At 47.8% G+C, this 24,887-nt stretch carries 16 protein-coding genes; 10 read left to right on the top strand and 6 right to left on the bottom strand.

The genetic code is table 11. The features are described 5' to 3' along the window. Positions 1-36 precede the first annotated feature (36 nt). The 6 genes from ACO6V5_RS05295 to ACO6V5_RS05270 form a co-directional block, all read right to left on the bottom strand. Positions 37-1,500: a glycosyltransferase family 39 protein gene (locus ACO6V5_RS05295; protein WP_422411679.1), complete on the bottom strand. Its 1,464-nt coding sequence runs from the start codon at positions 1,498-1,500 to the stop codon at positions 37-39. Positions 1,501-1,969: 469 nt separating this feature from the next. After that, complete coding sequence (locus ACO6V5_RS05290) at positions 1,970-2,143, bottom strand: hypothetical protein (RefSeq protein ID WP_422411677.1); 174 nt, start codon at positions 2,141-2,143, stop codon at positions 1,970-1,972. A 44-nt stretch (positions 2,144-2,187) separates the two neighbouring features. Then, complete coding sequence (locus ACO6V5_RS05285) at positions 2,188-3,474, bottom strand: MFS transporter (RefSeq protein WP_422133995.1); 1,287 nt, start codon at positions 3,472-3,474, stop codon at positions 2,188-2,190. 50 nt (positions 3,475-3,524) lie between these two features. After that, positions 3,525-4,877: a guanine deaminase gene (guaD, locus tag ACO6V5_RS05280; RefSeq protein ID WP_422133996.1), complete on the bottom strand. Its 1,353-nt coding sequence runs from the start codon at positions 4,875-4,877 to the stop codon at positions 3,525-3,527. A gap of 42 nt (positions 4,878-4,919) precedes the next feature. Next, the gene (locus ACO6V5_RS05275) at positions 4,920-5,351 is read right to left on the bottom strand and encodes a DbpA RNA binding domain-containing protein (RefSeq protein ID WP_422138130.1); all 432 of its coding nucleotides are present in this window, start codon (positions 5,349-5,351) and stop codon (positions 4,920-4,922) included. A 121-nt stretch (positions 5,352-5,472) separates the two neighbouring features. Next, positions 5,473-6,726, bottom strand: a complete 1,254-nt coding sequence (locus ACO6V5_RS05270) for a NupC/NupG family nucleoside CNT transporter (RefSeq protein WP_422411695.1) — start codon at positions 6,724-6,726, stop codon at positions 5,473-5,475. Positions 6,727-7,025: 299 nt separating this feature from the next. Between ACO6V5_RS05270 and ACO6V5_RS05265 the strand changes: the two genes are divergently transcribed. From ACO6V5_RS05265 to ACO6V5_RS05220, 10 genes are all read left to right on the top strand, one after another. Then, complete coding sequence (locus ACO6V5_RS05265) at positions 7,026-9,578, top strand: HYR domain-containing protein (RefSeq protein WP_422411674.1); 2,553 nt, start codon at positions 7,026-7,028, stop codon at positions 9,576-9,578. A gap of 120 nt (positions 9,579-9,698) precedes the next feature. Beyond that, positions 9,699-12,095 carry an ATP-dependent helicase gene (locus tag ACO6V5_RS05260; RefSeq protein ID WP_422133999.1) on the top strand — a complete coding sequence of 799 codons (2,397 nt, stop codon included), beginning with the start codon at positions 9,699-9,701 and terminating at the stop codon, positions 12,093-12,095. Positions 12,096-12,850: 755 nt separating this feature from the next. Further along, positions 12,851-13,951, top strand: a complete 1,101-nt coding sequence (locus ACO6V5_RS05255; protein WP_422134000.1) for a hypothetical protein — start codon at positions 12,851-12,853, stop codon at positions 13,949-13,951. 648 nt (positions 13,952-14,599) lie between these two features. Further along, a complete protein-coding gene (locus ACO6V5_RS05250; RefSeq protein ID WP_422134001.1) occupies positions 14,600-15,475 on the top strand; it encodes a hypothetical protein in 876 nt (291 codons plus the stop codon). Positions 15,476-16,099: 624 nt separating this feature from the next. Further along, the gene (locus ACO6V5_RS05245) at positions 16,100-17,203 is read left to right on the top strand and encodes a hypothetical protein (protein ID WP_422411156.1); all 1,104 of its coding nucleotides are present in this window, start codon (positions 16,100-16,102) and stop codon (positions 17,201-17,203) included. A 455-nt stretch (positions 17,204-17,658) separates the two neighbouring features. Beyond that, positions 17,659-18,783, top strand: coding sequence for a hypothetical protein (locus ACO6V5_RS05240; protein WP_422441844.1), 1,125 nt, complete (start codon positions 17,659-17,661; stop codon positions 18,781-18,783). A gap of 244 nt (positions 18,784-19,027) precedes the next feature. Further along, positions 19,028-20,182, top strand: coding sequence for a hypothetical protein (locus ACO6V5_RS05235; protein ID WP_422441846.1), 1,155 nt, complete (start codon positions 19,028-19,030; stop codon positions 20,180-20,182). A gap of 397 nt (positions 20,183-20,579) precedes the next feature. Next, positions 20,580-21,797, top strand: a complete 1,218-nt coding sequence (locus ACO6V5_RS05230) for a hypothetical protein (protein WP_422411150.1) — start codon at positions 20,580-20,582, stop codon at positions 21,795-21,797. A 326-nt stretch (positions 21,798-22,123) separates the two neighbouring features. Beyond that, entirely contained in the window at positions 22,124-23,302 is a 1,179-nt protein-coding gene (locus tag ACO6V5_RS05225; protein ID WP_422134006.1) for a hypothetical protein, read from the top strand. 421 nt (positions 23,303-23,723) lie between these two features. Next, positions 23,724-24,851 carry a hypothetical protein gene (locus tag ACO6V5_RS05220; RefSeq protein WP_422134007.1) on the top strand — a complete coding sequence of 376 codons (1,128 nt, stop codon included), beginning with the start codon at positions 23,724-23,726 and terminating at the stop codon, positions 24,849-24,851. Positions 24,852-24,887 lie beyond the last annotated feature (36 nt).

The following is a 24,887-nucleotide window of genomic DNA, read 5'->3' as shown; positions in this document are numbered from 1 at the left end:
AATAGACCAGGGATGAGGCTTTAAATAAAACCTCAGTTACTGAGCGGCCTGACACCGATAAAACTGGAATCGATTAACCGTAATAGTGTCCAGCCCGGATTCTGTCTCATCGACCAGTATGCAGGAAAAGTTCTGTATTTTAAGGCGGCCACTCTCAGGGGCTGATTTCTTATCGCGTACCAGCAGACCATAACTACCGGATTCTGGTTTGCCGTGCCAGAAATCAAACTGGGTTAATCGATCGGTCAGCAGTTGCACGGGTTCAGGGTAGGCATACCAGGCTATGCGACTGGCCTTGGTCCAGTTATCCACCATCAGAACCGATTCTATTCCTGCTTCTTTCTGCCACTTCTGCTTCAATAACTGCGCCTGTTCAGCCGCTGCTTTCCAACCCACCAGGTCTTTGATGGCTGAGGTCATGAAAGGGAAAGTAGAAAGAGGCATAAAGGCCAGAAAGAAAAACACAAAGCCAATCAGTCCCAGTGACAGGATGGAAGAAAAAACAACCAGACCTTTCACCCACAAACGGGACCAGCCATGGCAGATCCAATAGGCCGACAAAGGCGCCAGTAGTGTCCAACCCAGGGCTGGCCAGTTAGGCAACACTGTGCCATCACCGGCAGACCAGCTGGTCACAGCCAGTAACGGCACAGCACTCCAGATAATCAGCCAGGAAGATGCCCTGTGGCGCTCCGGGATTCGTTTCCTGATCAGTGAAAAAATCGCCGCTATGGCGGCAACATAAGCCAGTAAGGAATAGAGAAGCATTTGCGCCAATTGCATGACCAGAGCCTCTTTTAATGACCACTCCTCAACCCCGACACCACGATTAAACTGGTAAGCCAGAGATGCCCAATCGTTGTCAGCATTCCAGAGGAGTACAGGAGAAATCAACACCAGTGCTATCGAAGCTGCCAACCATGGACCGGCCTGTCGAAGCCATCTCAGTCCCTGATACTGAATCATGAAAAGTATCATGCCCAGGGGCAGGAATACCGCCGTATATTTGCTCAACCCCGCCAAACCAAAGACGATACCCAGAGCCAGCCAATAAGGTAAACAATTGTCATGGTGGATGCGGTAAATCAATTCCAGCGACAAGAGACCAAAGACCATCAGGGGCAGATCAGGTACCAGCCCCCACCCCATCAGCTGCAGAATAGGTGCCGTATTGATCAGAAAGACTGCCACCAGTCCGATCCAGACCGGACCATCAGGAAAAAGTATCCTGCTGACCCTGAATGCCAGATAACTGCTTAACGCATAAAGAATCGCAGGGACAAGCCTGACTGTAAATTCATCGTACCCCAGCGGTGCTACCAGAAGTTGTAACCAGCCCACCATAGGTGGATGATCAAAATAACTCAGGGCCGGATGAAGGGCATAAAGTGCATAGTGAGCTTCATCAACACCCAGTGGCACTCCGGATGCCATGGTTAAATGAATCAGGAGCACCGTGGTAATGATACCCCAGGCTGCAACTTGCCCTCGTTCCTGCATGAACACACCCGTTAATTATGATTGGATAAAGCGATCGCCCAAAGTTCCACTACCGATTCTGCATCACTTATCAGACAGGAATTGAGCAAACTTCCTGAATCTGATTAAAGTATTCCGCCCGGCTTTCCCCTGTCTGATAGAGAACTCATTACTCTACGACAAGGGATGTCTAAAAAAAAGTATGTCAGAGTACCCATATCATTCTGAGACAGTGCGCTTTTTGTGAAAAATGCAGCATTCGGGTCTAAGGTAGATGAACTCTTTGTTGTTGCCTCATGGGTCTTTGCACCTGAGGTACCATACTGTGATGGCTGCAATCCCTCTCTGCCCGAAGCGCCCAAACTGGCCGGAGCAAAGTTTGTTAGTGCTAATCCGTAACTCATAACAACATAACATTCTTGAAAAACTATGTCCTTGGACAGTCAACGGATAAAAAAGTTCATAGCTAGCCAGCCGTCTTTACGCTGGTTCACACATAGCCGTTCTCGTCCTTGGGCTCATTCAGAAACGGTATCTCATAGCGAACGAAGTGGTGTTGCACTTCATTGGACTGGTAATCAAATATCCGGACTTTGCCCCCCCCCTGCGACAGGTTAAAACTCAACAGGTTAATCGCAACGCAATTGCTGATTCTTTTGTTCATTGAATAATCTACCGTAACGGCCGCTCTGGCATTAAACACCCTGACTAGGCCTGGCTTTCGTGGGGGTAAGTCTCTCGCAGGAACAGGAATAGGAAACACGCCAGAGCCAGGATTAGCGGAATACACACCAGGGCCCATTGATAGTTGACGACGGTTTGCGCGGCATCTCCTTCTATATCAGCTATCCGCGCCACCAGCCCTGAGCCCGACAGGACCCGACCAGGAATTGCCATGATGATACCGCCCACAATGAACTGCACCGCATTCACAACGGCGGCCGAGGTGCCAATGAGGTGTGGCTCCACCAACTCCGCAGCAATCGGAAAGTTCAGCATGGACGCACCAGCCATCCATCCCCAGGCGAAGAAGAAGATATTCGCTTGTTGCGGTGACATGGAGGGATTTAACAGAATGAATAGAATGGTGAGTAGCTGGAGAAAGCAGCCAATGAACATGGTTTTCCTGCGGCTACGGAAAGTGTCTGAGAGCCAACCCCAAACCGGCGCGCCCAGTGCGAGTCCACCCCACATCATTGAGCTGGTGAAAAACGCGTCAGTCTGCCCCATACCCGCGACCATCAGGTACTTGGGACCCCAAACCACCCCCATAGACAGCATGGTACCGAAAGTCGCACCACCAATGAGAGCGTTGATCCAACTGTCCGGGATGGATGCCACCTCGTTGATCGCATGCACCACATCGTGCAGGAATTTACGTCCCCCCTCCCAGGGAATGAGGTGCTGGTCCTTCCGTGTCGGATCTCGCATCACGATAAACATAACTGCCGTCAGAGCTGTTCCGCCCAGTGCAAGGCCATTCAATACGGTGTTCCAGGGTAATTCCTGTACCAGGCTGCCCAGCACACGCTGGCCAATAATTGCTGCGGCGGACGCCACAAACTGTACCCAGCAGAACATAATTCCGTACTTGGCAGCACCGAACCAGCTCCCTCCGGTAAAGCCGGCCCCGACAAAGCCGAAGGATGCACCCAAGGCCATCAACACCTGCCCCAATACCAATACTTTGGGGCCATCCGCATTGGCAAAAATTAACCCCCCGACCGAGACAAAGCCCGCTGCGATGGGCAAGACCCAGCGAATGCCGAAGCGATCCAGGATAGAGCCACTGGAGAACTGCACCACGGCAAATGCCCAGGTATAGATAGAGCCAATCAAACCCACCTGGGCCACCGTCAGCGAAAGATCTTCCTGCATGCCCACGCTGGTGATGGCATAGCCCGTCTGGAAGGTGAAAACAAAAACGACAAAAGCGGTTGCCAGTAGCCAGTTGATCCAGGCCTGTCCGCCACCCAGGGTGCTTTGCCTACTCATGCTGATACTCCTGTCTGGCCAGGTTTGATGGAGAGCTATTTCATTTCATGTCATGCTTGTGTCTCACTGGCTACTCGCTGGTACACGCAATTGCCGTTGACGTAGGTCGCACGTGCAGTACGATCATCGCCCAGTGTCATGAGCACAAACAAAACCTCGTCCAGGTCGTTTGCGTACTTCAGGCGATAATCCATCAACGGGGTTGCCTTTAGATCCAACACCGCAATGTCTGCCTCCATCCCGACCGCAATGCTGCCGATCTTGTCATCAAGGTACAGGGCATTGGCAGCGCCACGGGTTGCCAGGTAATAAGCGTGATGGGCACTCAGGGAATAACCACCCATTTGCGCGACCTTGTAAGCCTCGTTCATGGTGACTAACTGGGAGAAATTGGTGCCAGCACCGAGGTCGGTTGCCAAACCGACCCGAATCGGCCGCTTGCTGTCCATGGCAGTTTCCACGCTGAACAGGCCACTGCCCAGGAACAGGTTGGAAGTTGGGCAGTGGGAAATCGCCGTTCCGGTATCGTGCAGGATCTGAAATTCCTCTTCAGTCAAATGGACACCGTGGCCAAGAATGCTGCGCTCACCCAGCTGCCCGTAATAGTGGTATACGTCCAGATACCCGGTACGCGCTGGGTACAGTTCCCTGACCCACTCAATCTCGCCCAGATTCTCCGACACATGGCTTTGCAAATAAGTACCGGGGTGCTCTTTCCATACAGCCCCGGTCATCTCCATCTGCTCAGGAGTACTGGTTGGAGCGAAACGCGGCGTAACACAGTAGAGGCTGCGCCCCCTGTTATGCCATCGGGCAATCAGTTCCTTGGTCTGGTCGTAGCCGTTCTGCGCCGTGTCCATCAGTTCCGGGGGCGCGTTGCGGTCCATCAAAACCTTACCTGCGATATTGCGCATTCCCAGCTTCTCGGATTCCTCGAAGAAAGCATCCACCGACACCGGGTCTACGGTGCAGAAGACACAGGAAGTGGTCGTGCCACTGCGCAAACCCTCTTGCAGGAACACTTTCGCGACTTCCAGGGCATGCGCCTTGTCCCTGAAGTTTTGCTCGGCAACAAAGGTGTATTTATTCAGCCAGTCGAGCAACTGCTTGCCATACGCACCAATGATTTCCGTCTGCGGGTAGTGCACGTGGCAGTCAATGAAACCGGGAACAATCAGGGAATCTCTGTAGTTAGTGACTTCTATGCCCTCGGGCAAAGAGGGCAGGACCTGATCAGCAGGACCAAAAGCTGAGATCTTTCCGTCCTGCATCACTATCACACCGTCGGGCTCGTGGACGACACACTCTTCCAGCGGCGACTGGAAGGGGTCGTCCCGGTAGGACAGGACCGAGCCTCTTACCGCACATGGCTCACCGACACCCGGGGAATGGCTTGCAGACATAGCGTTTCCCTCAACAGTTGCTAGTTGCTTGAAACAAGAAACTTACGAACTAGATGGCGCAACTGTCGTTATAGCTCCAGACTGGGAAAACGCAAACCCCCGGATATATCTTCCTTTGAAAAAAACCTCTACAAAACAGAACATTTCAAGGTAGAAGTTTCGTAGTTTCATCGAGCAAGGGCACAGGTAGTGATCACTCCTTCTTTTCATGCGTCCCCCGGCTTTCTGCTTTTTCTCACCCGACTTTTTCTTGCCCTGCCTTTTCTCGCGCGGCACACCCTCAGGTATATCCACAGTCGAGTCACTGTCATAGATTTCGATGCGACCTATTGATTCGGCATCAATTTCTGCTTTATTGGCAAACAGGATTCTTTGCCCTTCCCGTTCCGGACTGCACCTGGTCCAGCAGGTTAGGCCCGACAGCAGATGGAGAATCGTCATGGTCTGAGAAGCAGAGGGGGTCTTGTAGCCCATTTGAAATAGCTGAATGTTAGCCCTGAAAACCCAATCAATAGAAGAGAAAATATAGAAAATAGCGGAGTCAGTCAGGAAGAATTGAATGAGCCGTTGACTACGACTCACCCAATAACGGACTTCAAACGGCCAAGGCCAGGAACAGACCGGCAATAGTGGCACTCATCAGGTTAGAGAGTGTACCCGCTACCACCGCTTTCAGACCAAAGCGGGCGATGTCCTGACGACGGTCAGGCGCCATAGAGCCCAGACCACCCAGCAGAATAGCAATGGATGAAATGTTGGCGAAGCCACAGAGGGCAAAGGTCAGAATTGCCTGAGAACGATCAGACAACAAGGCAACACCGGCCTTGGCTGCCGCTTCAGCATCGACGTAGTTAGCCAGACTGCTGAAAGCAACAAACTCGTTAACGATCACTTTCTGACCCAGGAAGCTGCCTGCAGTCAGAGCTTCAGACCAGGGTACGCCGATCAGGTAAGCCAGAGGAGAGAAGGCATAACCCAGGATCAGTTCTATGGTCAGGTCAGGATAACCCAACCAGCCACCAGCCCAACCCAGCAAACCGTTAAGCATGGCAATCAGGGAGATGAAAGCCAGCAACATGGCACCAATCATGGCAGCCAGTTTGAGACCACTGGCAGCACCCGAAGCAGCAGCATCAAAAATATTAGCTGGCTTTTCTTCAGAGCCCTCCTCGTCAATGTCGTCTACGTCATCATAAGGTGTCTCGGTCTCAGGCTTGATAATTTTTGCCATCAAAAGGCCACCCGGAGCCGCCATGAAACTGGCAGCAATCAGGTACTTAAGCTCAACCCCCATACTGGCGTAACCCACCATAACTGCACCGGCAACAGACGCCAGACCGCCCACCATAACGGCAAACAGTTCGGACTGAGTCATACGGCTGATGAAAGGACGAACCATCAGAGGTGCTTCAGTCTGACCAACAAAAACGTTAGCAGCAGCTGAGAGCGATTCTGTGCGACTGGTGCCCAGTAATTTGTGCAGAGCGCCGCCAAACAGTTTGATGACAAGCTGCATGATCCCCAGGTAATACAGCACTGCCACCAGAGCAGCAAAGAAGATAATGACAGAGAGAACATGGACAAAGAAGATAAAGCCAAGCTTGAAGCTGGCCAGTCCTCCAAACAGGAAACCAATACCACTGTTAGCATATCCCATAACAGCATTAACGCCGTTGGTAATGGCTTCCAGAATGTATTGTCCGGCAGGGATATAAAGAACGAATGCGCCGATACCCGCCTGAATAGCAAATGCCCCACCCACGGTTCGCAACTTTATCGCTCTGCGGTTGTCCGATAATAATATTGCAATACCCAATAGGACTGCGATTCCCAAGAGACTTATAAGCATGTGTTGCACGGGGATGGTCACCTTAAAACGGATTTTTGGGGCATTATACTTATATATTTATTGGCTTTAATAGAAAGTAATTACCGAATAAAAACATAATAATGACACACCCTATGTCCCGTAGAATTCGCCTGTAAACGGATACAAAGATTTCACTCAATCTGCCGACGACTCCGGCAACCTGCAAAATTGCTACAAATCTGCTCTCTGACTAGAATCTGATGTTGATGATATTCTGATGTAATGAAAGACAACTTGATTCTGTCCACTAAATGATTTCTTAAGAATTGGATCTCATCATGGGATACTGTTCAGAACGCTTTCTGGTTCTCGCCTTTCTCACCTTAATTGGATTATTAGAACCCCGGATTTCGACGGCCCAGGTAGCCTGTCCAAGACTACCTTCCTTTGGTGATCTGGCCGAAGGAGATTACACGACATCACCCAGTAGTTGCATTTTCAATGGGGCTGCACATCCGAACAACGGGTTTTCTGTCATCAATCGTTTGCAAAGCAAGCGGGTTTTTATCGGCTTTGGTGAAGCAGGTGTGCCCAATTTTAATATCTCCGACTATTCAGGCAGCTGCGCGGGACAAGGTTGCGTCGCACCTACCCATTTCAGACCGGGCTTCTTTTACGAATGCAATCCAGACCTCGGCTCTTGCACTATCAATCACGACTACACTCAGGACAACGGACAAATTGTCAACTTGAATTTCTCGGTCCCTTCTGGCTCGGAGGAGATAACGCCATTTGTCGCAAATGGTGGCAGATTTGACATTACTGCGCCGGTTTTTTCGGGAGTTCCCTCTGACATTTACGTAACCGCTCCGGCGGGACAGACGTCATACGTCGTTACGTTTGCGTCACCCACTGCAACAGACAATACCGATGGCCCTGTGACACCAACACTAACCTCCAGCCCTACTCCCGGATTGAACAGCGGAAGCGCCTTTCCACTGGGTGTAACGACCCTTACGTATACCGCGACAGATCGGACGGGTAACATAGCGGCCTACAGTTTTGGTGTGGTCGTTACGACTTCACCACATGTTGACAAGACCGCACCCGTTTTTTCGGGGGTTCCTTCAAACATATACAAAACCGCCCCAGCAGGTGAGACCTCAGCCGTCGTAACATTTACCTCACCCACTGCAACAGACGATGAAGATGGCCCGGTGACACCAACACAAACATCGAGCCCTACTGTCGGCTTAAACAGCGGAAGCGCTTTTCCATTGGGAGTAACGACCCTTACGGATACTGCAACAGATCATGCGGGTAACGTCGCGACCTGTAGCTTTGATGTAATCGTCTCGGCTTCACCACTTGGCTCGGTAACACTTGTGATCCGGTCTGACGTCGACGGTACTTTCTTTATTCGGTCGTCAGCTCCTGACTTGAACACTGCCATTCCGGTCAAATCCGGATCGGGCAGTTCCGGAGCCATTCCTTTGCCTCCCGGCAGTTATCCCATAAACTTTTCGGCACCGGATGGTATCGGGGTAGAAGGTGCTACATGCGACAATCCCTCAGGCGTTCTGGACGTACAAAAACAAACTGGTACGCTCTTGCTTACCTCTGCGGAATCGATTGTTTGCACGATTGATATGAAGGACTCGCGGCGCGCCACAACGCATCAGATAGAGCAATTTCTGGAGGCACGGTCCAGGCTGATCCTGCAACACCAACCCGATGTCGTCCGGCGCATCAACAGACTGGAAAATAGCATGCCAGGAACTTCTGGCATCGAAGGTTTCGGCGTTGCATTCAATGCCGGGAGCTTGCCATTCTCAGCGTGCCTCGGAGCAGATCGGGTCAGTTTTGCCTACAGCAGAAGCAATGCGCATTCGCATGCGTACTCACCTGGTTTACACGCTAATCTTCAGCAGGTTCTTGCAAATATCGATGTATTGATCGCGACATTAGGGTCTGACCAGCGGGTCGGTAGATCGTCCTCAGTTTCAAAAACAGGGCTGTCTCTGGATGACCTTCATCGCTCTCTCGAAAATCCAGACCCTCGACCACAATTCCCAACCGCAGTTGGCAAACAGATTATGCTTGCAGCCAACTCTGAGATCCCTTTTAAGTTCGACGTTTGGACCGAGGGACAAATCAGCAGGTTCAATTACAAAGAAGGTGATGGCAGTTTCGGAGTTCTTCATATTGGTATGGATTATTTGTTCCAGCCAAAGCTTCTTGTTGGTCTTTCCGTTCAGGGTGACTGGACGGACTTAGAGTATTTAGTCCCTGGTAGTGAAGCAGAAGGTGTTGGGTTTCTGGTCTCTCCGTATTTGACCACAGAGCTGTCAGACAATTTCTATGTCGATGCCCGTGCTGGTTGGGGTAAAGTAGAGAACAGGATTTCACCCTTTGGCACCTATCGGGATTCGTTTGATTCTGAACGCTGGCTCGCAACTGCTGCGCTGATCGGAACCTGGCAGATACAGGAAACTCGAATCACGCCAGAGGCAAGACTGTCCTACTACAAGGAAAAAAGTGATGACTATCTGGATTCGTTGAACGTAGCCATTTCTTCGGTTGAAGTCGAAACCGGCGTTTTTCATTTTGGACCAACGGTCAGAAAAGACTTCAAAATGTCCACGGACACTCGTCTGTCACCCTTTCTCACGTTTGAGGGAATCTGGACCTTCAAACAAAAAAACTCTGCACCAGTTCCGTCCGGTTCATCCGGCCTGGCTGGTGAGGGTTTTAGAGCAATGCTCAAGACCGGCATTAACCTCTACAGCAGCAACGGTGTCAGTTTTTATTGTTCAGCCTATTATGACGGAATCGGCGATGGCGACTTTGAAGCCTCGGGATTAGACCTGCGTTTTGATCTTCAGTTTTGAAAGGTGTGAAGCCTGTAGAAAATCTGGTTCGATAAAGTATTCATAAGTATGCACTCCTGAGACCATTATCTGATACTATGATTACTCTGTCCGATAGATCCCCACTGGCGTATTGATTGTATGGAACTGACCGGCCCTCAACAGAGGGTAACCCGGCATGTAAATGGACATGCCCTTTGCATAGCCGTGGCCGGTTCAGGTAAGACCACCACCCTCTCCTTTCTCATTCATGAGTTGCTGAACCAGGGGGTTCCTCCCCGACGCATCATGGTCATGATGTTTAACAAATCAGCCCAGCTGGACTTTACCCGCAAGCTTCGAAAGCGCTGTCGACAGTGGCCGACACTTCCGATAGTCCGGACCTATCACTCAACAGGCCTGAAACTTCTGAAGTCGCTGGAAGGCTGGGGATTGAGAGCAACCTACAATCACCGCCCCCTGACAGAGAAAGAGATCGAACTGAAAGTCCGGGAACTGCTGCTGGCACTGGCACCTGACGTACTGCAAGACCGGATCAAAGCAGACAGCGCCCGTTACATTGAAGTGGCCAGCAGTTTTATCGATAACGTTAAAGCCAGTCTTAACGCCCCCTGCGAAGTTCTGGAACAGGCAGACTATCCTGATTATTTTCGATTTCTGGTGGAACTCTTTGAGGCCTTTGAACAGTGGCGCCACCAGCATCGGAGAATAACCTTCACGGATATGTTATACGACACAGTCTGTTTGATAGAAGCCAACCCGGATGTCATCCCCCGCATCACCAACAAAATAGATCGAATCATAGTAGATGAATATCAAGACACTTCGACCCTGCAACACCGGTTGACCCGTATCATCGCTGGTGAACGGGCAAAAATGATTGCCGTGGGCGATCCTGATCAAACCATTTATGAATTTGCCGGAGCCAATATCCATAATATTCTCCGGCATTTCGAAGCGGATTACGCCAGCACCGATGCCGTTCACGAGTTGACTCTGCCTCATACTTTTCGCTATGGCCACGAGATCGCCATGGCAGCCAGTCACTTGATCAGTCGTAACAAAAACAGAAAAGATGTGATCTGTATTGCCCACCCGGACAACCCGGATTCGAGTATCTCAATCTCGCAAGGGGCAGGCGAAGATACCGAACGGGTATTGGCCACTATCCAGCAACATATTTCCAACTCCGACTCCCGGATTGCTGTGCTTTTGAGGGTCTGGGCACAATCCGTCCCATTGGAGCTGAGACTGCTGGCAAACGGTCTGTCTTACCAGTGTGAAGGCCCTTCCCTGTTTGACCGTCCTGAAATATCAGCCTTGATCGCAGCCCTCAGAATGGCCTCAGGCGAGTTGCAGCACCTGAACCCTGCCGTTCGTTCCGAGATATTGACTTCGCTGTTTACCCTCCCTCACCTGGGCGTTAAAGCAGCCCTGTTAAAACAACTGGTTGCCCGCCTTCAGGAACAGGATCAGCAATGGGGAAAAGAATTGGGTCAGCTAGCCGGCAAAGTTTCAGGAATCAGTGATTATCAGGGTCAGAAGCTTTACGACAGGGGTGAGATATTACAGTTGTTGGAAAAGACATCCGATCAGCAACCTGCTGCTGAATTACTGCAAGGCTACATTCAACGCACAGAGCTCAGGGAAAGCCTGCAATCCATGAGCCTTAATGATCAGAGAACGGAAGAGCAACTGCTGGCCATCGATGGATTCCTCAGCTATCTGAGAAAAATGAACCTGACCGTCGGGGAAAGCTGCCTGCATCTGGATGAATTGAGATCCAAACAGAAAACACCATCCAGAACCTCGGGACAACAGACCGCTCACGGAACCGAACAGATCGTGATCAGCTCCTGCCACCGGGCTAAAGGGCTGGAATGGTCGACAGTATTGATTCCGGGACTGACCTCAAAATACTGGCCGTTCAAAAGAGAAGATGAACTGACCCCGGGCAGCAGCGAAGATCTGGAAAGTGAACGTCGACTGCTCTACGTAGCCATGACTCGTGCCAGAGAAAAACTCTACCTGTTTACCAGCAACGGATCTCTCCAGCCCAAAGCCAAAAGCTGGATGGATAACGGCTCACAACAGATCAGCCAGTTCCTGAAAGAGATGCAGGTCCCTCACGTCAAATCCGTTTGCCAGTCACTCAACCAGGCCTCAGAGGATGAACTGGTCAACCAACTCAAGAAAAATGGCCTGAGTAAAGCAGCACGTCGATACTTTCAGGCAATAAAGCCGAACCTGGCACAAAGGATTGAAACCATCCCTTCACTGGCAGAAAAGCATCGCTCAAAGCCTTCCGCTTCGTCTCACAGTCCGGCCTATCTGTCAGCACGACAAAACATCTTACGCAGGGAAGTACCGGAAAATGCCCCATGGCAACTTAACCGGAGGTTGAAACACAGCATTTTCGGGAAGGGTAAAGTCATTGAAGTCAACGACACTAACTTTGTCATCCTGTTTGACAGCGAGAATAGCGTAAAAAGGTTTGCCCGCAATCAGCAGGTTCTGCATATGTTCGAGCTGCTCTGAACGCTTCGCAAAGTTACATGTCAGCTGACTTTTTTCTATGCTTGAGCAACTCAGCCTCATGCCAATGAATGGAGAAAATGACATTGCTGTACTATAAATCCTTCTGAAAAACAGAAGTGGCCAAAAGCTGGCGCATTACAGGCTGCTAGGAGCCTGACCGAGAATAGCGCCCGTAGCGAGGACGGCAGAAAATTGAGGATGAAAATTCGGTTTTGTGAGGAGAATAGCGAGCTATTTGACGAACAAAAGCGGATTTTCAGACCAATTTGCTGCCGCCGCAGTAGGGCAGTCTATTCTCGGTCAGGCTCCTAGTGCATACCGATCAGCTTTTCGCAACAGAAATATAAGCCAAACCAGGGGGACATATAAAGCATCTGTCGCCCATGAACCTTAAGTACCTGGCCAGTTGGTTTCGCATATTCTGGCGAGTGGATTTTTTCATCCTACAAGGCGCGACGACGGGCGCGTAGCCATAGCTACGCAACCAGAGTTGGAACGCAGAAGGGTGGAAAAAGCCGCCGTCCAGAATATGCGAAACCAACTGGTTAGGTACTTATGCTGGATGTAATCAAAGTAACCGTGTACTCACGATAGGTAGGGTCAGTCTGGTATTTTGTTTATATCAAAACCGACTACCCGAATTAAGGGCGTAAATAATGAAAGCATCCGGTAAATCACTACCACTGTTTTTGTGCTTGCAATTTTTATGTTCAATCGCCTATTCGGGCATATCAAAACAAGAACAATTAAACTTATTGAGCCACTACAGCAATACAACGTCAGTTGAAGATGGCCTGAAACTGGCAACCAGCAGTTCCGGGCTGGTGATTTCCACCGTGATCAATTATGGATTATGGTACAGCATCTGCAGATCACCCGAAGTGATCTCTGCCCTTGTGGGTCGCTCCGATCTGTCAGGCACAGAGCAAAATGAGCAACTGGAGTTCAAATCCTCCTTTTGCAATCAACTCGCAGCCGTTGTCACTTCCACTGAGATTGCATTAGCAGGACACGTATCGCTCTGGCCGCCTGAGACACCCTGGTGGCAGCCGCTGCGGTTTGTAGCAACAGCATACAGCGCTTATCTGGTGTACACTGACCAGGATCCATATTATGGGCTCACAACGACTGCTGCTTACTTAACCCATGAGGTAATGGCAAGAACGGTAGCCGCAATCTACGCTGCACGTGCTTTAAGGTATCAGGATAGAGGCAAAATCGAACCTTTAGATTATGCCCGTAGTGAATATTCCTTCTTGTCAACAATGGCAGGCACGATGGTCGGGACAGCAGCTTATAACAGGATGGTCAGCAGAGGAGCTACAACTTTAGATGCAATCTCTGCATACCTGATATCGGCTTTATTGATAGAGCAAGTATTAGCAATAGGCTCTTCTTCAGCACATAATTCAGGCGCTGTTGATTCAGTCGAGGCAGAAGCAAAAGCCATAGCCGGAATTGGAGCCATAACGGGTTCACTAGCCACAGGCATAACCGGAGTCGCAACTGTTGGGTTGTCATCAGATGTGTACGCGTCCCTAATCACATTCGCCAAGCTGTTCATATCTATGACCAAGTTTCAATTCATAGCCAAAGACGCAGTGCTTGCCGGAATCATAGCCGGAACCGGATACAAGCAGCTTCTGGTGATACAAAGCTTCGTTCTGGACTCAAACCATTTATGGAGAAACATTGCTGTTACCATATCTCCTGCATTGGGAATCGCTCTGATGAATGGTTTTTCAAAGAATATTCTTTATGGTTACACGCTTGAAGAAAGTTTGACAGAAACTATCCGAAACCAATGGCAGAAATTTCATGCTCCTTTGCGTTATCTGCACACCTTGTTTAACTGACAGATAGCTGATTCGGGAGACTATCAATGGGCATTGGCAGAACAGTCAACTCCTGACAATAAATGGCGAAAGATCCATTATTGTACTATAAATCCCTGTTGAATTAGTAAAGCCCATAGTGCTGAGAACGCATGGCAGGCTCCTGCATGTGCCAAACAGGTTTCTTAACTGGAAAGTTCAGCCATAGGAGGGTGAATATAAAGCATCTGCCACTTATAACCCTTATACCGGATGTAATTAAAGAAACAGGATGCTTCTGGTATTTAAGGTTTGACTGGTCATTTACTAATAACAAATCAGTCACACTTAATAAGGACATAAACAATGAAAACAACCATTAAACTCATATCGCTATGCTCATGCTTATTATTTATAAGTTCAGCCGCTCATTCAGACGTATCGAGAGAAGAACAATTCAACTTATTGAGCCACTACAATAACGCATCTTTAGTTGAAGACGGTCTGAAACTGGTAACCAGCGGTTCCGGGCTGGCAGTTTCTACCGCGATCAATTATGGATTCTGGTACGGCATCTGCAGATCACCTGAGGTGGTCATTGCCCTTGCGGGTCGCTTTGGCCTGTCAGGCCCACAAGAAAATGAGTTACAAGAGATCAGATCATCTTTTTGTAAGCAACTCGCAGCGCTTATGACTTCTGCTGAGGTTGCTTTAGCCGGACACATATCGCCCTGGCCCGTTGAGCCGCCCTGGTGGCAGCCAATGCGATTTGCAGGAACAGCATACAGTGTTTATAAAGCAGGCACTGAAGAGGTACCTCATCTTGCGGCCATAACACCCTTCGCATACTTTACCAATGAGATAATAACAAGAACATTTGCCGGAGCCCATGCTATCAGGGGTTTAAGGTCTCAGGGCAATGATACAATCCAATCTTTGGATTATGCCCGTAGTGAATATACCATGTTGTCATCAATCGCTGGCACGATCGTTGGCATGATAGCCTATGACAAGGCAATCGATAGAGGTTATACACCTGCGAATGCAATCTTTGCTTTCGTGTTATCTTCTATATTGGCAGAGACAATATCATCATTTAGCTCTTTTTCAGCGTTAAATTCAGGCGTTGGCAATAAAAACGATACAGGAACAGCAGCCTTAGCCGGGGCCGGGGCCTTAGCTGGGTCAATGGCCACAGCCGCAATCTTAACCGGCCATGTTAGGAGCAGATCAAATGTTGTCTTGACTGTAACCGCAGTTAGCACCTTCACTCGCTCTATACCTAAAGTTGGATACAGAGTCTATTTTAGCGCCATAGCCGGAAGCTTCGTCGGGCCCATTTTCGAGGTGTTTCTCTGGAAACAGGGCCGGGAACTGAACTCAAGGCATTTATCGAGATACGCCGCTGTTATCCTGGCACCTGCACTGTCAATCGCTCTGATTAATGGCCTTTCAAACCATGCAGTTTATGGTTACCCACTTGAAGAAAGTTTATCCGAAACAGCCCGTAATCAATTGCAGAAACTTTATGACCCTTTAGATTATTTGTACACCATATTTAATTGACAATAACTGGATCAACCCGGCAGACTGTCTTACGAGTAGAATAAGCAGACTCTGAAACTTTTTGAGTTACTATGAACTCCTCGCATTGCGTCTGAATGACTTTAAAAGTCAGCTGACTTTTCTTCGTTTGAGCGATTCAATAAAAGCGCCCTGGCGGCTTTGACTAATACGCACGCCCACTTATTTCTGAAAAAACTTTTTTTGGTTCCGGGTGAATATTTCTTTCAGGTCAGACACCAGAAGAATTAATTATGATAATGAGTGGAGACAACTCCAATGCTGTACTATAAAGAACTATCCAGACAGAAAAGCCCAAAGAGTCAGTAACAGCAACACTGGTTCATTTGTATGACAAACAAGTTCTTACAACTATTAAGGTCAGCCAAAGGAGGGCATATAGAGAGCATCTGTCACTCAAGAATCTCATGCTGGATTTAATTTAAGAAACTGATTAATTCTGTCAGGTATTTTTTGACGTGTCATTAGCTTATAACAAACCAGAAAATTTAATTAAGGACATCAATAATGAAAACATTCACTAAACTAATACCGCTATTCTCGTGCTTATTATTTATATGCCCGGGAGCTCATTCAGACATATCGAAAGAAGAAAAATTCAACTTATTGAGCCATTACGACAATACATCATTAGTAGAGGACAGCCTGAAATTGGTTGGCAGCACTTCCAAGGTAGCCGTTTCCACCGTGATCAATCACGGATTCTGGTACAGCATCTGCAAATCACCCGAGCTGGTCTCTGCCGTTGCAGGTCGCTTTGGCCTGTCCGGCACAGAAGAAATTGAGTTACAAGAAATCAAATCATCTTTTTGCAATCAACTCGCAACCGTTATTACCTCTGCTGAGATTGCTTTAGCCGGACAACTTTCGCTCTGGCCCCATGAGCAGCCCTGGTGGCAACCGCTGCGATACATGGGAACGGCCTACATTGGATATAAAGCATACACTCAACAGGAGCCTTATCATGTACCTTTAACAACTTTGGCTTTCTTTACCAACGAGGTAGTGATGAGAACAGTAGCAGGAGCCGCTGCTATCCAAACTTTAAGGAATCAGGGAACAGTCTGGCCTTTGGATTATGCTCGCAGGGAATATTCCATGTTGTCAACACTCGCTGGATTGATGGTCGGTACTATCGTTTACGAACAGATGCTTGCCAAAGATGTTTCAGCGGTAAAAGCTGCTTTTGCCTGCATTATCTCCGCTACATTGACACTGAAAATATTAGCCATTAGCTCTTTTTCAGCACTCAATTCAGGCTCTTTTGATTTTGTCGGGACAGGGGCAGAAGCAGAAAGCCTGGCTGGAAACGCAGTCTTAGCTGGGTCATTTGCCACAACCATGTCCGGAATGATGTGGGTTGGGAGCGCACTTAATCAGTTCATCACTCTTGCCATCGTGGCCACGGCTTTTCCGATGTGGGGAATTGCAGCTGATTACAAAATCTTGGCCGGGTTGGTAACCGGGACAGCAGTCTCAACGGGAATCATTGAACTTCAGAAGCTGCAAAGGTCAAAACTGGATTCAAGGCATTTATTAAGCAATCTTGCGATTTCCCTGGCTCCTGCATTGGCTATCGCTCTGATCAATGGCGTTTCAAACAATGTCGTTTATGGTTACCCACTTGAAGAAAGTTTATCCGAAACAGCCCGTAGCCAATTGCAGAAATTTTATGCTCCCCTGGATTATTTGTACAGCTTTTTTAATTAACAGATAGTTGAAGCGAGAGATAGCCAACGGTTAAAGTCATTGGCAACAACTTTGTAATCCTGTTTAAAAACAACAAAGTGTAAAAAGATTCAACAGGAGTGAGCAGGTTCTGAACCTGCTCAAGTTGCTTTGAATGCTTCGGGAAGCAGCGGGTTGAGTTTAACTTTTCTCTTTGAATAACGAACCAACAAAAACACTCAACCACTTTTATTAATATTCCTCTCTAAAGCGCGGTGTATACATAGATCTGTCGCCCCTGAACCTCATAATGGATGCTATAAAAGAAACAGATTAATTCGGACAGTTAAGCTTTGACTGGTCTTATAACAAATCAGTTACTCCAATTAAGGACTTCAATAATGAAGACATTCGGTAAACTAACAATACTCTTCTCGTGCTTATTATTTTTATGTTCAGTCGCTCATTCAGGCAGATCAAAAGAAGAACAATTTAACTTGTTGAGCCACTACAATAATGCATCCTTAGTTGAAGATAGCCTGGAACTGGTGACCAGCAGTTCCAGGCTCGCAGTTTCTACTGTTATCAATTATGGATTCTGGTACAGCATCTGCAAATCACCCGAGCTGATATCTCCCCTTACGGGTCGCTTTGGCCTGTCAGGCTCTGACGAAAATGAGTTACAAGAGGTCAGATCATCTTTTTGTAACCAGCTTGCAGCCATTATCACCTCCACTGAGGTTGCCTTAGCCGGGCACATATCGCCCTGGCCCCTTGAGCTGCCATGGTGGCAGCCACTGCGGTTTGTAGGAACAGCATACGTTGGTTATCAAACATACACTAACCAGGATCCTTATCGTGTTGCGATAGTGACTTCGGCTTACTTTACCCATGAGGTAATGGCCAGAACCTTAGCCAGAGCCCTTACCATCCGAACTTTAAGGAATCAGGACACAGGCACAACACAATCGCTAAATTATGCCCGTATTGAATATAAATTGTTGTCATCAATCGCTGGCCTAATGGTCGGGGCAATAGTCTATAAAAAGATGCTCGACATAGGATTATCACCTGTGAAAGCAGCCTTTGCTTACATGATATCTGCTTCAATGATGAAGACAATATCAACATTAAGCTCTCTTTTAGTTCTTGACTCAGGCAGTGGTCATGCAGTTGTGGAAGAAGCAGTAACCATGGCAGCGGCCGGAACCGGGGCCATAGCGGGAACAATGGCTGTAGCCATAAGCGGAGCCATGGCTGTTTGGTGCAGATCAGATCTATTCTTGAAAGTAAACACACTTGTTACCATAACCCTGGCCAGTCCTGAATCTGAAATTGGACACATAGACAGTTTTATTGGACTTAAAGCCGAAGTCGGAATGACAGTCGGAGCCGTACTCTTGCAATTTCTATTGCAACAAAGCCGGGAACTGGACTCAAGGCATTTAATGAGAAACGTCGCTGTTACCCTGGCTCCTGCATTAACACTCGCTCTGATCAATGGCGTTTCAAACCATGCTGTTTTTGGTTATTCACTTGAAGAAAGTTTCACCGAAACAGCCCAGAACCAATGGAAGAAATTTCATGCTCCTTTGGATTACTTGTACACCTTGTTTCATTGACAGAGTGAAGTCAATCGCACCATCTTTGTCATACCTTTTACCATCAGCAAGTTGCATTGGACACTTTATTTCCTGAACCCGGGAACCACTCAATGGTTGGCGAAAATTCCATTGCTGTTCTATAAATAGGATCCTGAGAAAACAGGAAATGCTCGCAACACATCAGTTTCATTTACCCTGATTATGGACACGAAGAATGAAAATGTCCGTTAGACTAATACCATTATTTTCGTGCTTATTATCTTTGTGTTTGGTCGCTCATTCAAGCTTAACCAGAGAAGAGCAATTTAACTTATTAAGCCACTACAATAATAATGCATCGTTAGTCGAAGACAGCCTGAAACTGTTCAGTAGTGGTTCCGGGCTGGCCGTTTCCACCGTGATCAGTTACGGATTCTGGTACAGCCTCTGCAGATCACCCGAGCTGGTCTCTGCCCTTGCGGGTCGCTCTGATCCGTCTGGTACAGAGCAAAATGAGCTGCAAAAATTTAAATCACTTTTTTGTTATCAACTTGCAGCCGTTATCACTTCCACTGAGGTTGCATTAGCCGGACGCGTATCGGCCTGGCCCCTTGCGCTGGATTGGTGGCAGCCGCTGCGATTTCCGGGAACTGCATACGTTGGTTACAAAACATACACTACCTGCAATCCCCCTTTTCTTATACCCGTTGTCACTGCGGCATACTTTACCCATGAGGTCGTTGTAAGAACGGTAGCCGGAACCTATGCCATCCAGGCTTTAAGGCAGCAGGACAGAGGCACGAGCCAACCTTTGGATTATGTCCGTAGTGAATATACTTTGTTGTCATCAATGGCGGGTCTGATGGTCGGGGTAGTAGTCTACGACGCTATGCTCGCCGGAGGTTTTACAACGGCGCAAGCGATCGGTGCTTACCTGATATCGTCTGAATTGACAAAGAGAATATTTACAAGAAGCTCTTTTTCAACACTTAATTCAGACGATACTGATAGAATCGAGGCAGGAGCAGAAGACCTGGCCGAAGCCGGAGCCATAGCTGGATCATTAGCTGCAGCCATAGCCGCAGCCATAATGATGTCTGCTGAGCGCTCAAATTTAATCTTCGAAGGAATCACACTTGTCACTCTGGTCTCAGCCGTCCCCATAGTTCCGGAAGTCTGTGTTGGAGCCTTCGTCGGATTGCTAGCCGGAACACAAATCATTGGACTTATGATGCTGCAACACTCACAACTGGACCCAAAACATTTATTGAAAAACATCGCTCCTCTGGGTCCTGCACTGGCAATCGCTGCGATCAATGGTTTTTCAAACCATCGTGTTTATGGTTACTCACTTGAAGAAAGTTTCACCGAAACAGTCCGTAAACAATGGAAGAAGTTTCATGCTCCTTTGGATTATCTGTACACCTTGTTTAATTGACAAATAGTTAGATGCGAGAGACAGCTAATTAGATTTTAGCTCGTGTGTCGCTGAGCAATTTCCGCTAGGAGCCTGACCGAGAATAGCGCCCGTAGCGAGGACGGCAGAAAATTGAGGATGAAAATTCGGTTTTGTGAGGAGAATAGCGAGCTATTTGACGAACAAAAGCGGATTTTCAGACCAATTTGCTGCCGCCGCAGTAGGGTAGTCTATTCTCGGTCAGGCTCCTAGTGAATGCCGAAAATAAACAAGAATAGTGAACAACTAATGCCGTGTAAGCCCCAAAGGGCCAGGAAGATACCGGATGCTATAAAAGAAACAGGTTAATTCTGGTAGTTAAGGTTTGACTGGTCATTTGCTTATCACAAATCATTTACCCTGATTAAGGACTTCAATAATGAAAACTTCCGGTCAACTAACAACGCTGTTCTCGTGCTTGTTATTTTTATGTTCAGTCGCTCATTCAGGTATATCAAGAGAAGAACAATTTAAATTACTGAGCCACTACAGTAATACATCGTTAGTTGAAGACAGTCTGAAACTGGCAACCAGCAGCTCCGGGCTGGCCATTTCCACTGTGATCAATTATGGATTCTGGTACGGCATCTGCAAATCACCCGAGGTGGTCTCTGCCCTTGCAGGTCGCTTTGATCTGTCAGGCACAGAGCAAAATGAGCTACAAGAGGTCAAATCATCTTTTTGTAATCAACTCGCAGCCGTTATCACTTCCACCGAGGTCGCTTTAGCCGGGCACCTATCACCCTGGCACCTTAAGCATCCCTGGTGGCAGACATTGCGGTATGCCGGAACAGCCTACAGTGGTTATGCAGCATACACTAACCGCAATCCTTATCTTATACCCATAGTGGCTGCGGGTTACTTTACCCATGAGGTAGTGGCAAGAAGGGTAGCCGGAGCCACTGCTATCCGGAGCTTGAGGTATCAGGACAGAAGCACAACCCAACCTCTGGATTATGCACAAAGTGAATATTCCATGTTGTCAGCAGTTGCTGGCATGATGGTCGGGTCGATAGTCTATGACATGATGATCGCCAGAGATGTCTCACGCGCAAAAGCAATCTTTGCTTACATAATATCCCACGTATTGGTAGAGGGATTATCAACAATAAACCCTCTTTCAAAATACAATTCAAACGGTGTTGCCAGCGTTTGGACAGAAGCAGGAGCAGATGTCCTGGCTGGAACAGGAGTCGGAGCCTTGGCTGGATCATGGGCTACAGCCATATCCGGAGGCGTAAGGGTCGCGCACACATCTGATCTATTACCGAGCGCCGCCATAGTAGTTTACACCGCGATTTTGGTTTCTCCTTATTCTAGAGGAAGGGACACCATTGTTGGAATGGTGGGAGGATTGATGGCCGGAAACCTGGTCTTGGCTCTTCTCAGTCATCAACGCTCAGCACTGGACTCAGGTCATTTATTGAAAAACGTTGCTCTTACTCTGGCTCCCGCATTGACTCTCGCTCTGATCAATGGCTTTTCAAACAATGCGATTTATGGTTACTCACTTGAAGAAAGTTTCAACGAAACAGTCCGTAACCAATGGAAGAAGTTTCATGCTCCTTTGGATTATCTGTACACCTTGTTTAATTGACAAATAGTTAGATGCGAGAGACAGCCAGTTAGATTTCAGCTCGTGTATCGCTGATACAATTTCCGCTAGTGAATGGCGAAAATTCAATCGTTGCACTATAAAATCTTCACGAAACGTTACAGGGCGAGACACAACAAAGACCACCCAAAAGACGGCATATATTAAGCATCTGTCGCCCTTAAGCCTAATGCTGGAAGCTATAAAAGAAACAGGTTAATTCTGGTAGTTAAGGTTTGACTGGTCATTTGCTTATCACAAATCATTTACCCTGATTAGGGACTTCAATAATGAAAATATCCGGTCAACTAACAACGCTGTTCTCTTGCTTGTTATTTTTATGTTCAGCCGCTCATTCAGGCACATCAAAAGAAGAACAATTTAAATTGTTGAGCCACTACAGTAATACATCGTTGTTTGAAGACAGCCTGAAGCTGGCAACCAGCAGCTCCGGCCTGGCCATTTCCACTGTGATCAATTATGGATTATGGTACGGCATCTTGTGCAAATCACCTGAGCTGGTCTCTTCCCTCACGGGTCGCCCTGGCCTGAATCTCCCAGAGCGAAATGAGTTCCAGGAGCTCAAATCTTCTTTTTGTCATCAACTCGCAGCCGTCACCACCTCCACTGAGGTTGCATTAGCAGGTCAGGTATCGCTTTGGCCCCTTAAGCGGCCCTGGTGGCGGCCACTGCGATTTGTTGGAACCGCATACACTGGTTATTTAGCATACACAAAATGCGACACTCGTTTTATACCCATAATGACTGCGACTTACTTTACCCATGAAATAGTGGCGAGAACGGTAGCCGGAGCTACGACTACACTGGCTTTAAGGACCCTGGACAGACCTCCAATCCAACCCGAAAATTATACCTGCAGTGAATATGCCTTAGTGAAATCAATCACCTGCGTGATGTTTGGAGCAATGTTTTATCGCCAGTTTCTCGCCGCAGGCTCTTCAACGGGTAAAGCCATCTCTGCTTATCTTGCGTTTTCTGCATTGATAGAATTATTACTACCCGAAAGCCATTTTTCAGCTTCTAATTCAGGCGGTGCCCATGCATTCGAGCTGGAAGCAGACGCAGAAACCTTAGCCGGCGCCTTGGCTGGATCAATGGCCCTAGCCTTGACCGGAGCCTTCTATGCTGGATTCTTTGACCTGACATTGTCCACAGTCGTAGTGGGTTATATGACCTTGTCACTCAGTAAAACTGAATTTTTATCCGGAGTTGAAGACGAAGTCCTACTTGGAGCTATGGCCGGAGCTGGAACCGGACTCACAGTCCTGATAATTCTGTTTAAACAAAGCTTAGAGCTGGACTCAAACCATTTATTAAGAAACATTGCTATTACCCTGTATCCTGCACTGACAATCGTCCTGATCAATGGCATTTCAAACTATGCGGTTTACGGTTACTCACTTGAGGACACTTTGACCGAAACAACTCGTAACCAATGGAAGAAATTTCATGCTCCTTTGGATTATTTGTACACCTTGTTTAATTAACAAATGGTTAGGTTAGATGCGAGAGACTAGTTTATTTCGTGAATCGCCAAACAATGACCGTTACTGAATAGCGAAAGTTCATTTGCTGTACTATAAATTCTCCCGTAAACAATAAAAGGTCAGGCACTGCAGCCTCCTGTATATGCTGAACGAGCTCTCGTATCTGCAAAGACCAGCCAAATGCGGCCGTATATTAAGCATCTGTCACCCTTGAACCTCATTATGGATGCTATAAAAAACAAGCAGATTAATTCTGACAGTTAAGGTTTGACTGGTCATTTGCTTTATAGCAAATCAGATACCCTGATTATGGATTTCAATAATGAAAATATCCGGTCAACTAACAGCGCTTTTCTCGTGCTTATTATTTTTATGTTCAGTCGCTCATTCAGGCCTATCAAAAGAAGAACAATTTAAATTATTGAGCCACTACAGTAATACATCGTTGGTTGAAGACAGCCTGAAGCTGGCAACCAGCAGCTCCGGCCTGGCCATTTCCACCGTGATCAATTATGGATTCTGGTACGGCATCTGCAAATCACCCGAGGTGGTCTCTGCCCTTGCAGGTCGCTTTGATCTGTCGTGCACAGAGCAAAATGAGCTACAAGAGGTCAAATCATCTTTTTGTAATCAACTCGCAGCCGTTATCACTTCCACCGAGGTCGCTTTAGCCGGGCACGTATCATCCTGGCCACTTAAGCAACCCTGGTGGCAGACATTGCGATATGCCGGAACAGCCTACAGTGGATATGCAGCATACACTAACAGCAATCCTTATCTTATGCCCATAGTGACTGCGAGTTACTTTACCCATGAGGTAGTAGCAAGAACGGTAGCCGGAGCCACTGCTATCCGGAGCTCAAGGTATCAGGACAGAAGCACAACCCATCCTCTGGATTATGCTGAAAGTGAATATTCCATGTTGTCATCAGTCGCTGCCATGACGGTCGGGTCGATAGTCTATGACATGATGATCGCCAGAGATGGCTCACACGCAAAAGCAATCTTTGGTTACATAATATCCCACGCATTGGTAGAGGGATTATCAGCAATAAGCCCTCTTTCAAGATACAATTCAAACTGTGATGATAGCGTCTGGACAGAAGCAGAAGCAGGAGCAGATGTCTTGGCTGGAACAGGAGTCGGAGCCTTGGCTGGATCATGGGCTACAGCCATATCCGGAGGCGTAAGGGCCGCGCACATATCAAAAGATCTATTACCGAGCATCGCCATGGTAGTTTACACCGCGATTTTGATTTCTCCTTGTACCAGAGGAAGGGACATCACTGATGGAATGGTGGGAGGATTGATGGCCGGAAACCTGGTCTTGGCTCTTCTCAGTCATCAACGCTCAGCACTGGACTCAGGTCATTTATTGAAAAACGTTGCTCTTACTCTGGCTCCCGCATTGACTCTCGCTTTGATCAATGGCTTTTCAAACAATGCGGTTTATGGCTACTCACTTGAAGAAAGTTTCACCGAAACAGTCCGTAACCAATGGAAGAAATTTCATAATCCTTTGGATTATTTGTGTACCTTGTTTAACTGACAGGCAGTTTAGGCGAGCGACGACCTAAGTACCTGG

This window comes from Endozoicomonas sp. ALD068 (assembly GCF_049310145.1).
Lineage (GTDB): Bacteria > Pseudomonadota > Gammaproteobacteria > Pseudomonadales > Endozoicomonadaceae > Endozoicomonas_A.
This window is presented reverse-complemented; position numbering and strand designations above follow the sequence as displayed.

What these genes read in the sequence shown, in the direction of transcription:
- ACO6V5_RS05295 (WP_422411679.1), bottom strand. Translation starts at nt 1,500, where the DNA reads ATGCAGGAACGAGGGCAAGTTGCAGCCTGGGGTATCATTACCACGGTG.
- ACO6V5_RS05290 (WP_422411677.1), bottom strand. Translation starts at nt 2,143, where the DNA reads ATGAACAAAAGAATCAGCAATTGCGTTGCGATTAACCTGTTGAGTTTT.
- ACO6V5_RS05285 (WP_422133995.1), bottom strand. Translation starts at nt 3,474, where the DNA reads ATGAGTAGGCAAAGCACCCTGGGTGGCGGACAGGCCTGGATCAACTGG.
- guaD (WP_422133996.1), bottom strand. Translation starts at nt 4,877, where the DNA reads ATGTCTGCAAGCCATTCCCCGGGTGTCGGTGAGCCATGTGCGGTAAGA.
- ACO6V5_RS05275 (WP_422138130.1), bottom strand. Translation starts at nt 5,351, where the DNA reads ATGGGCTACAAGACCCCCTCTGCTTCTCAGACCATGACGATTCTCCAT.
- ACO6V5_RS05270 (WP_422411695.1), bottom strand. Translation starts at nt 6,726, where the DNA reads ATGCTTATAAGTCTCTTGGGAATCGCAGTCCTATTGGGTATTGCAATA.
- ACO6V5_RS05265 (WP_422411674.1), top strand. Translation starts at nt 7,026, where the DNA reads ATGGGATACTGTTCAGAACGCTTTCTGGTTCTCGCCTTTCTCACCTTA.
- ACO6V5_RS05260 (WP_422133999.1), top strand. Translation starts at nt 9,699, where the DNA reads ATGGAACTGACCGGCCCTCAACAGAGGGTAACCCGGCATGTAAATGGA.
- ACO6V5_RS05250 (WP_422134001.1), top strand. Translation starts at nt 14,600, where the DNA reads ATGACTTCTGCTGAGGTTGCTTTAGCCGGACACATATCGCCCTGGCCC.
- ACO6V5_RS05230 (WP_422411150.1), top strand. Translation starts at nt 20,580, where the DNA reads ATGAAAACTTCCGGTCAACTAACAACGCTGTTCTCGTGCTTGTTATTT.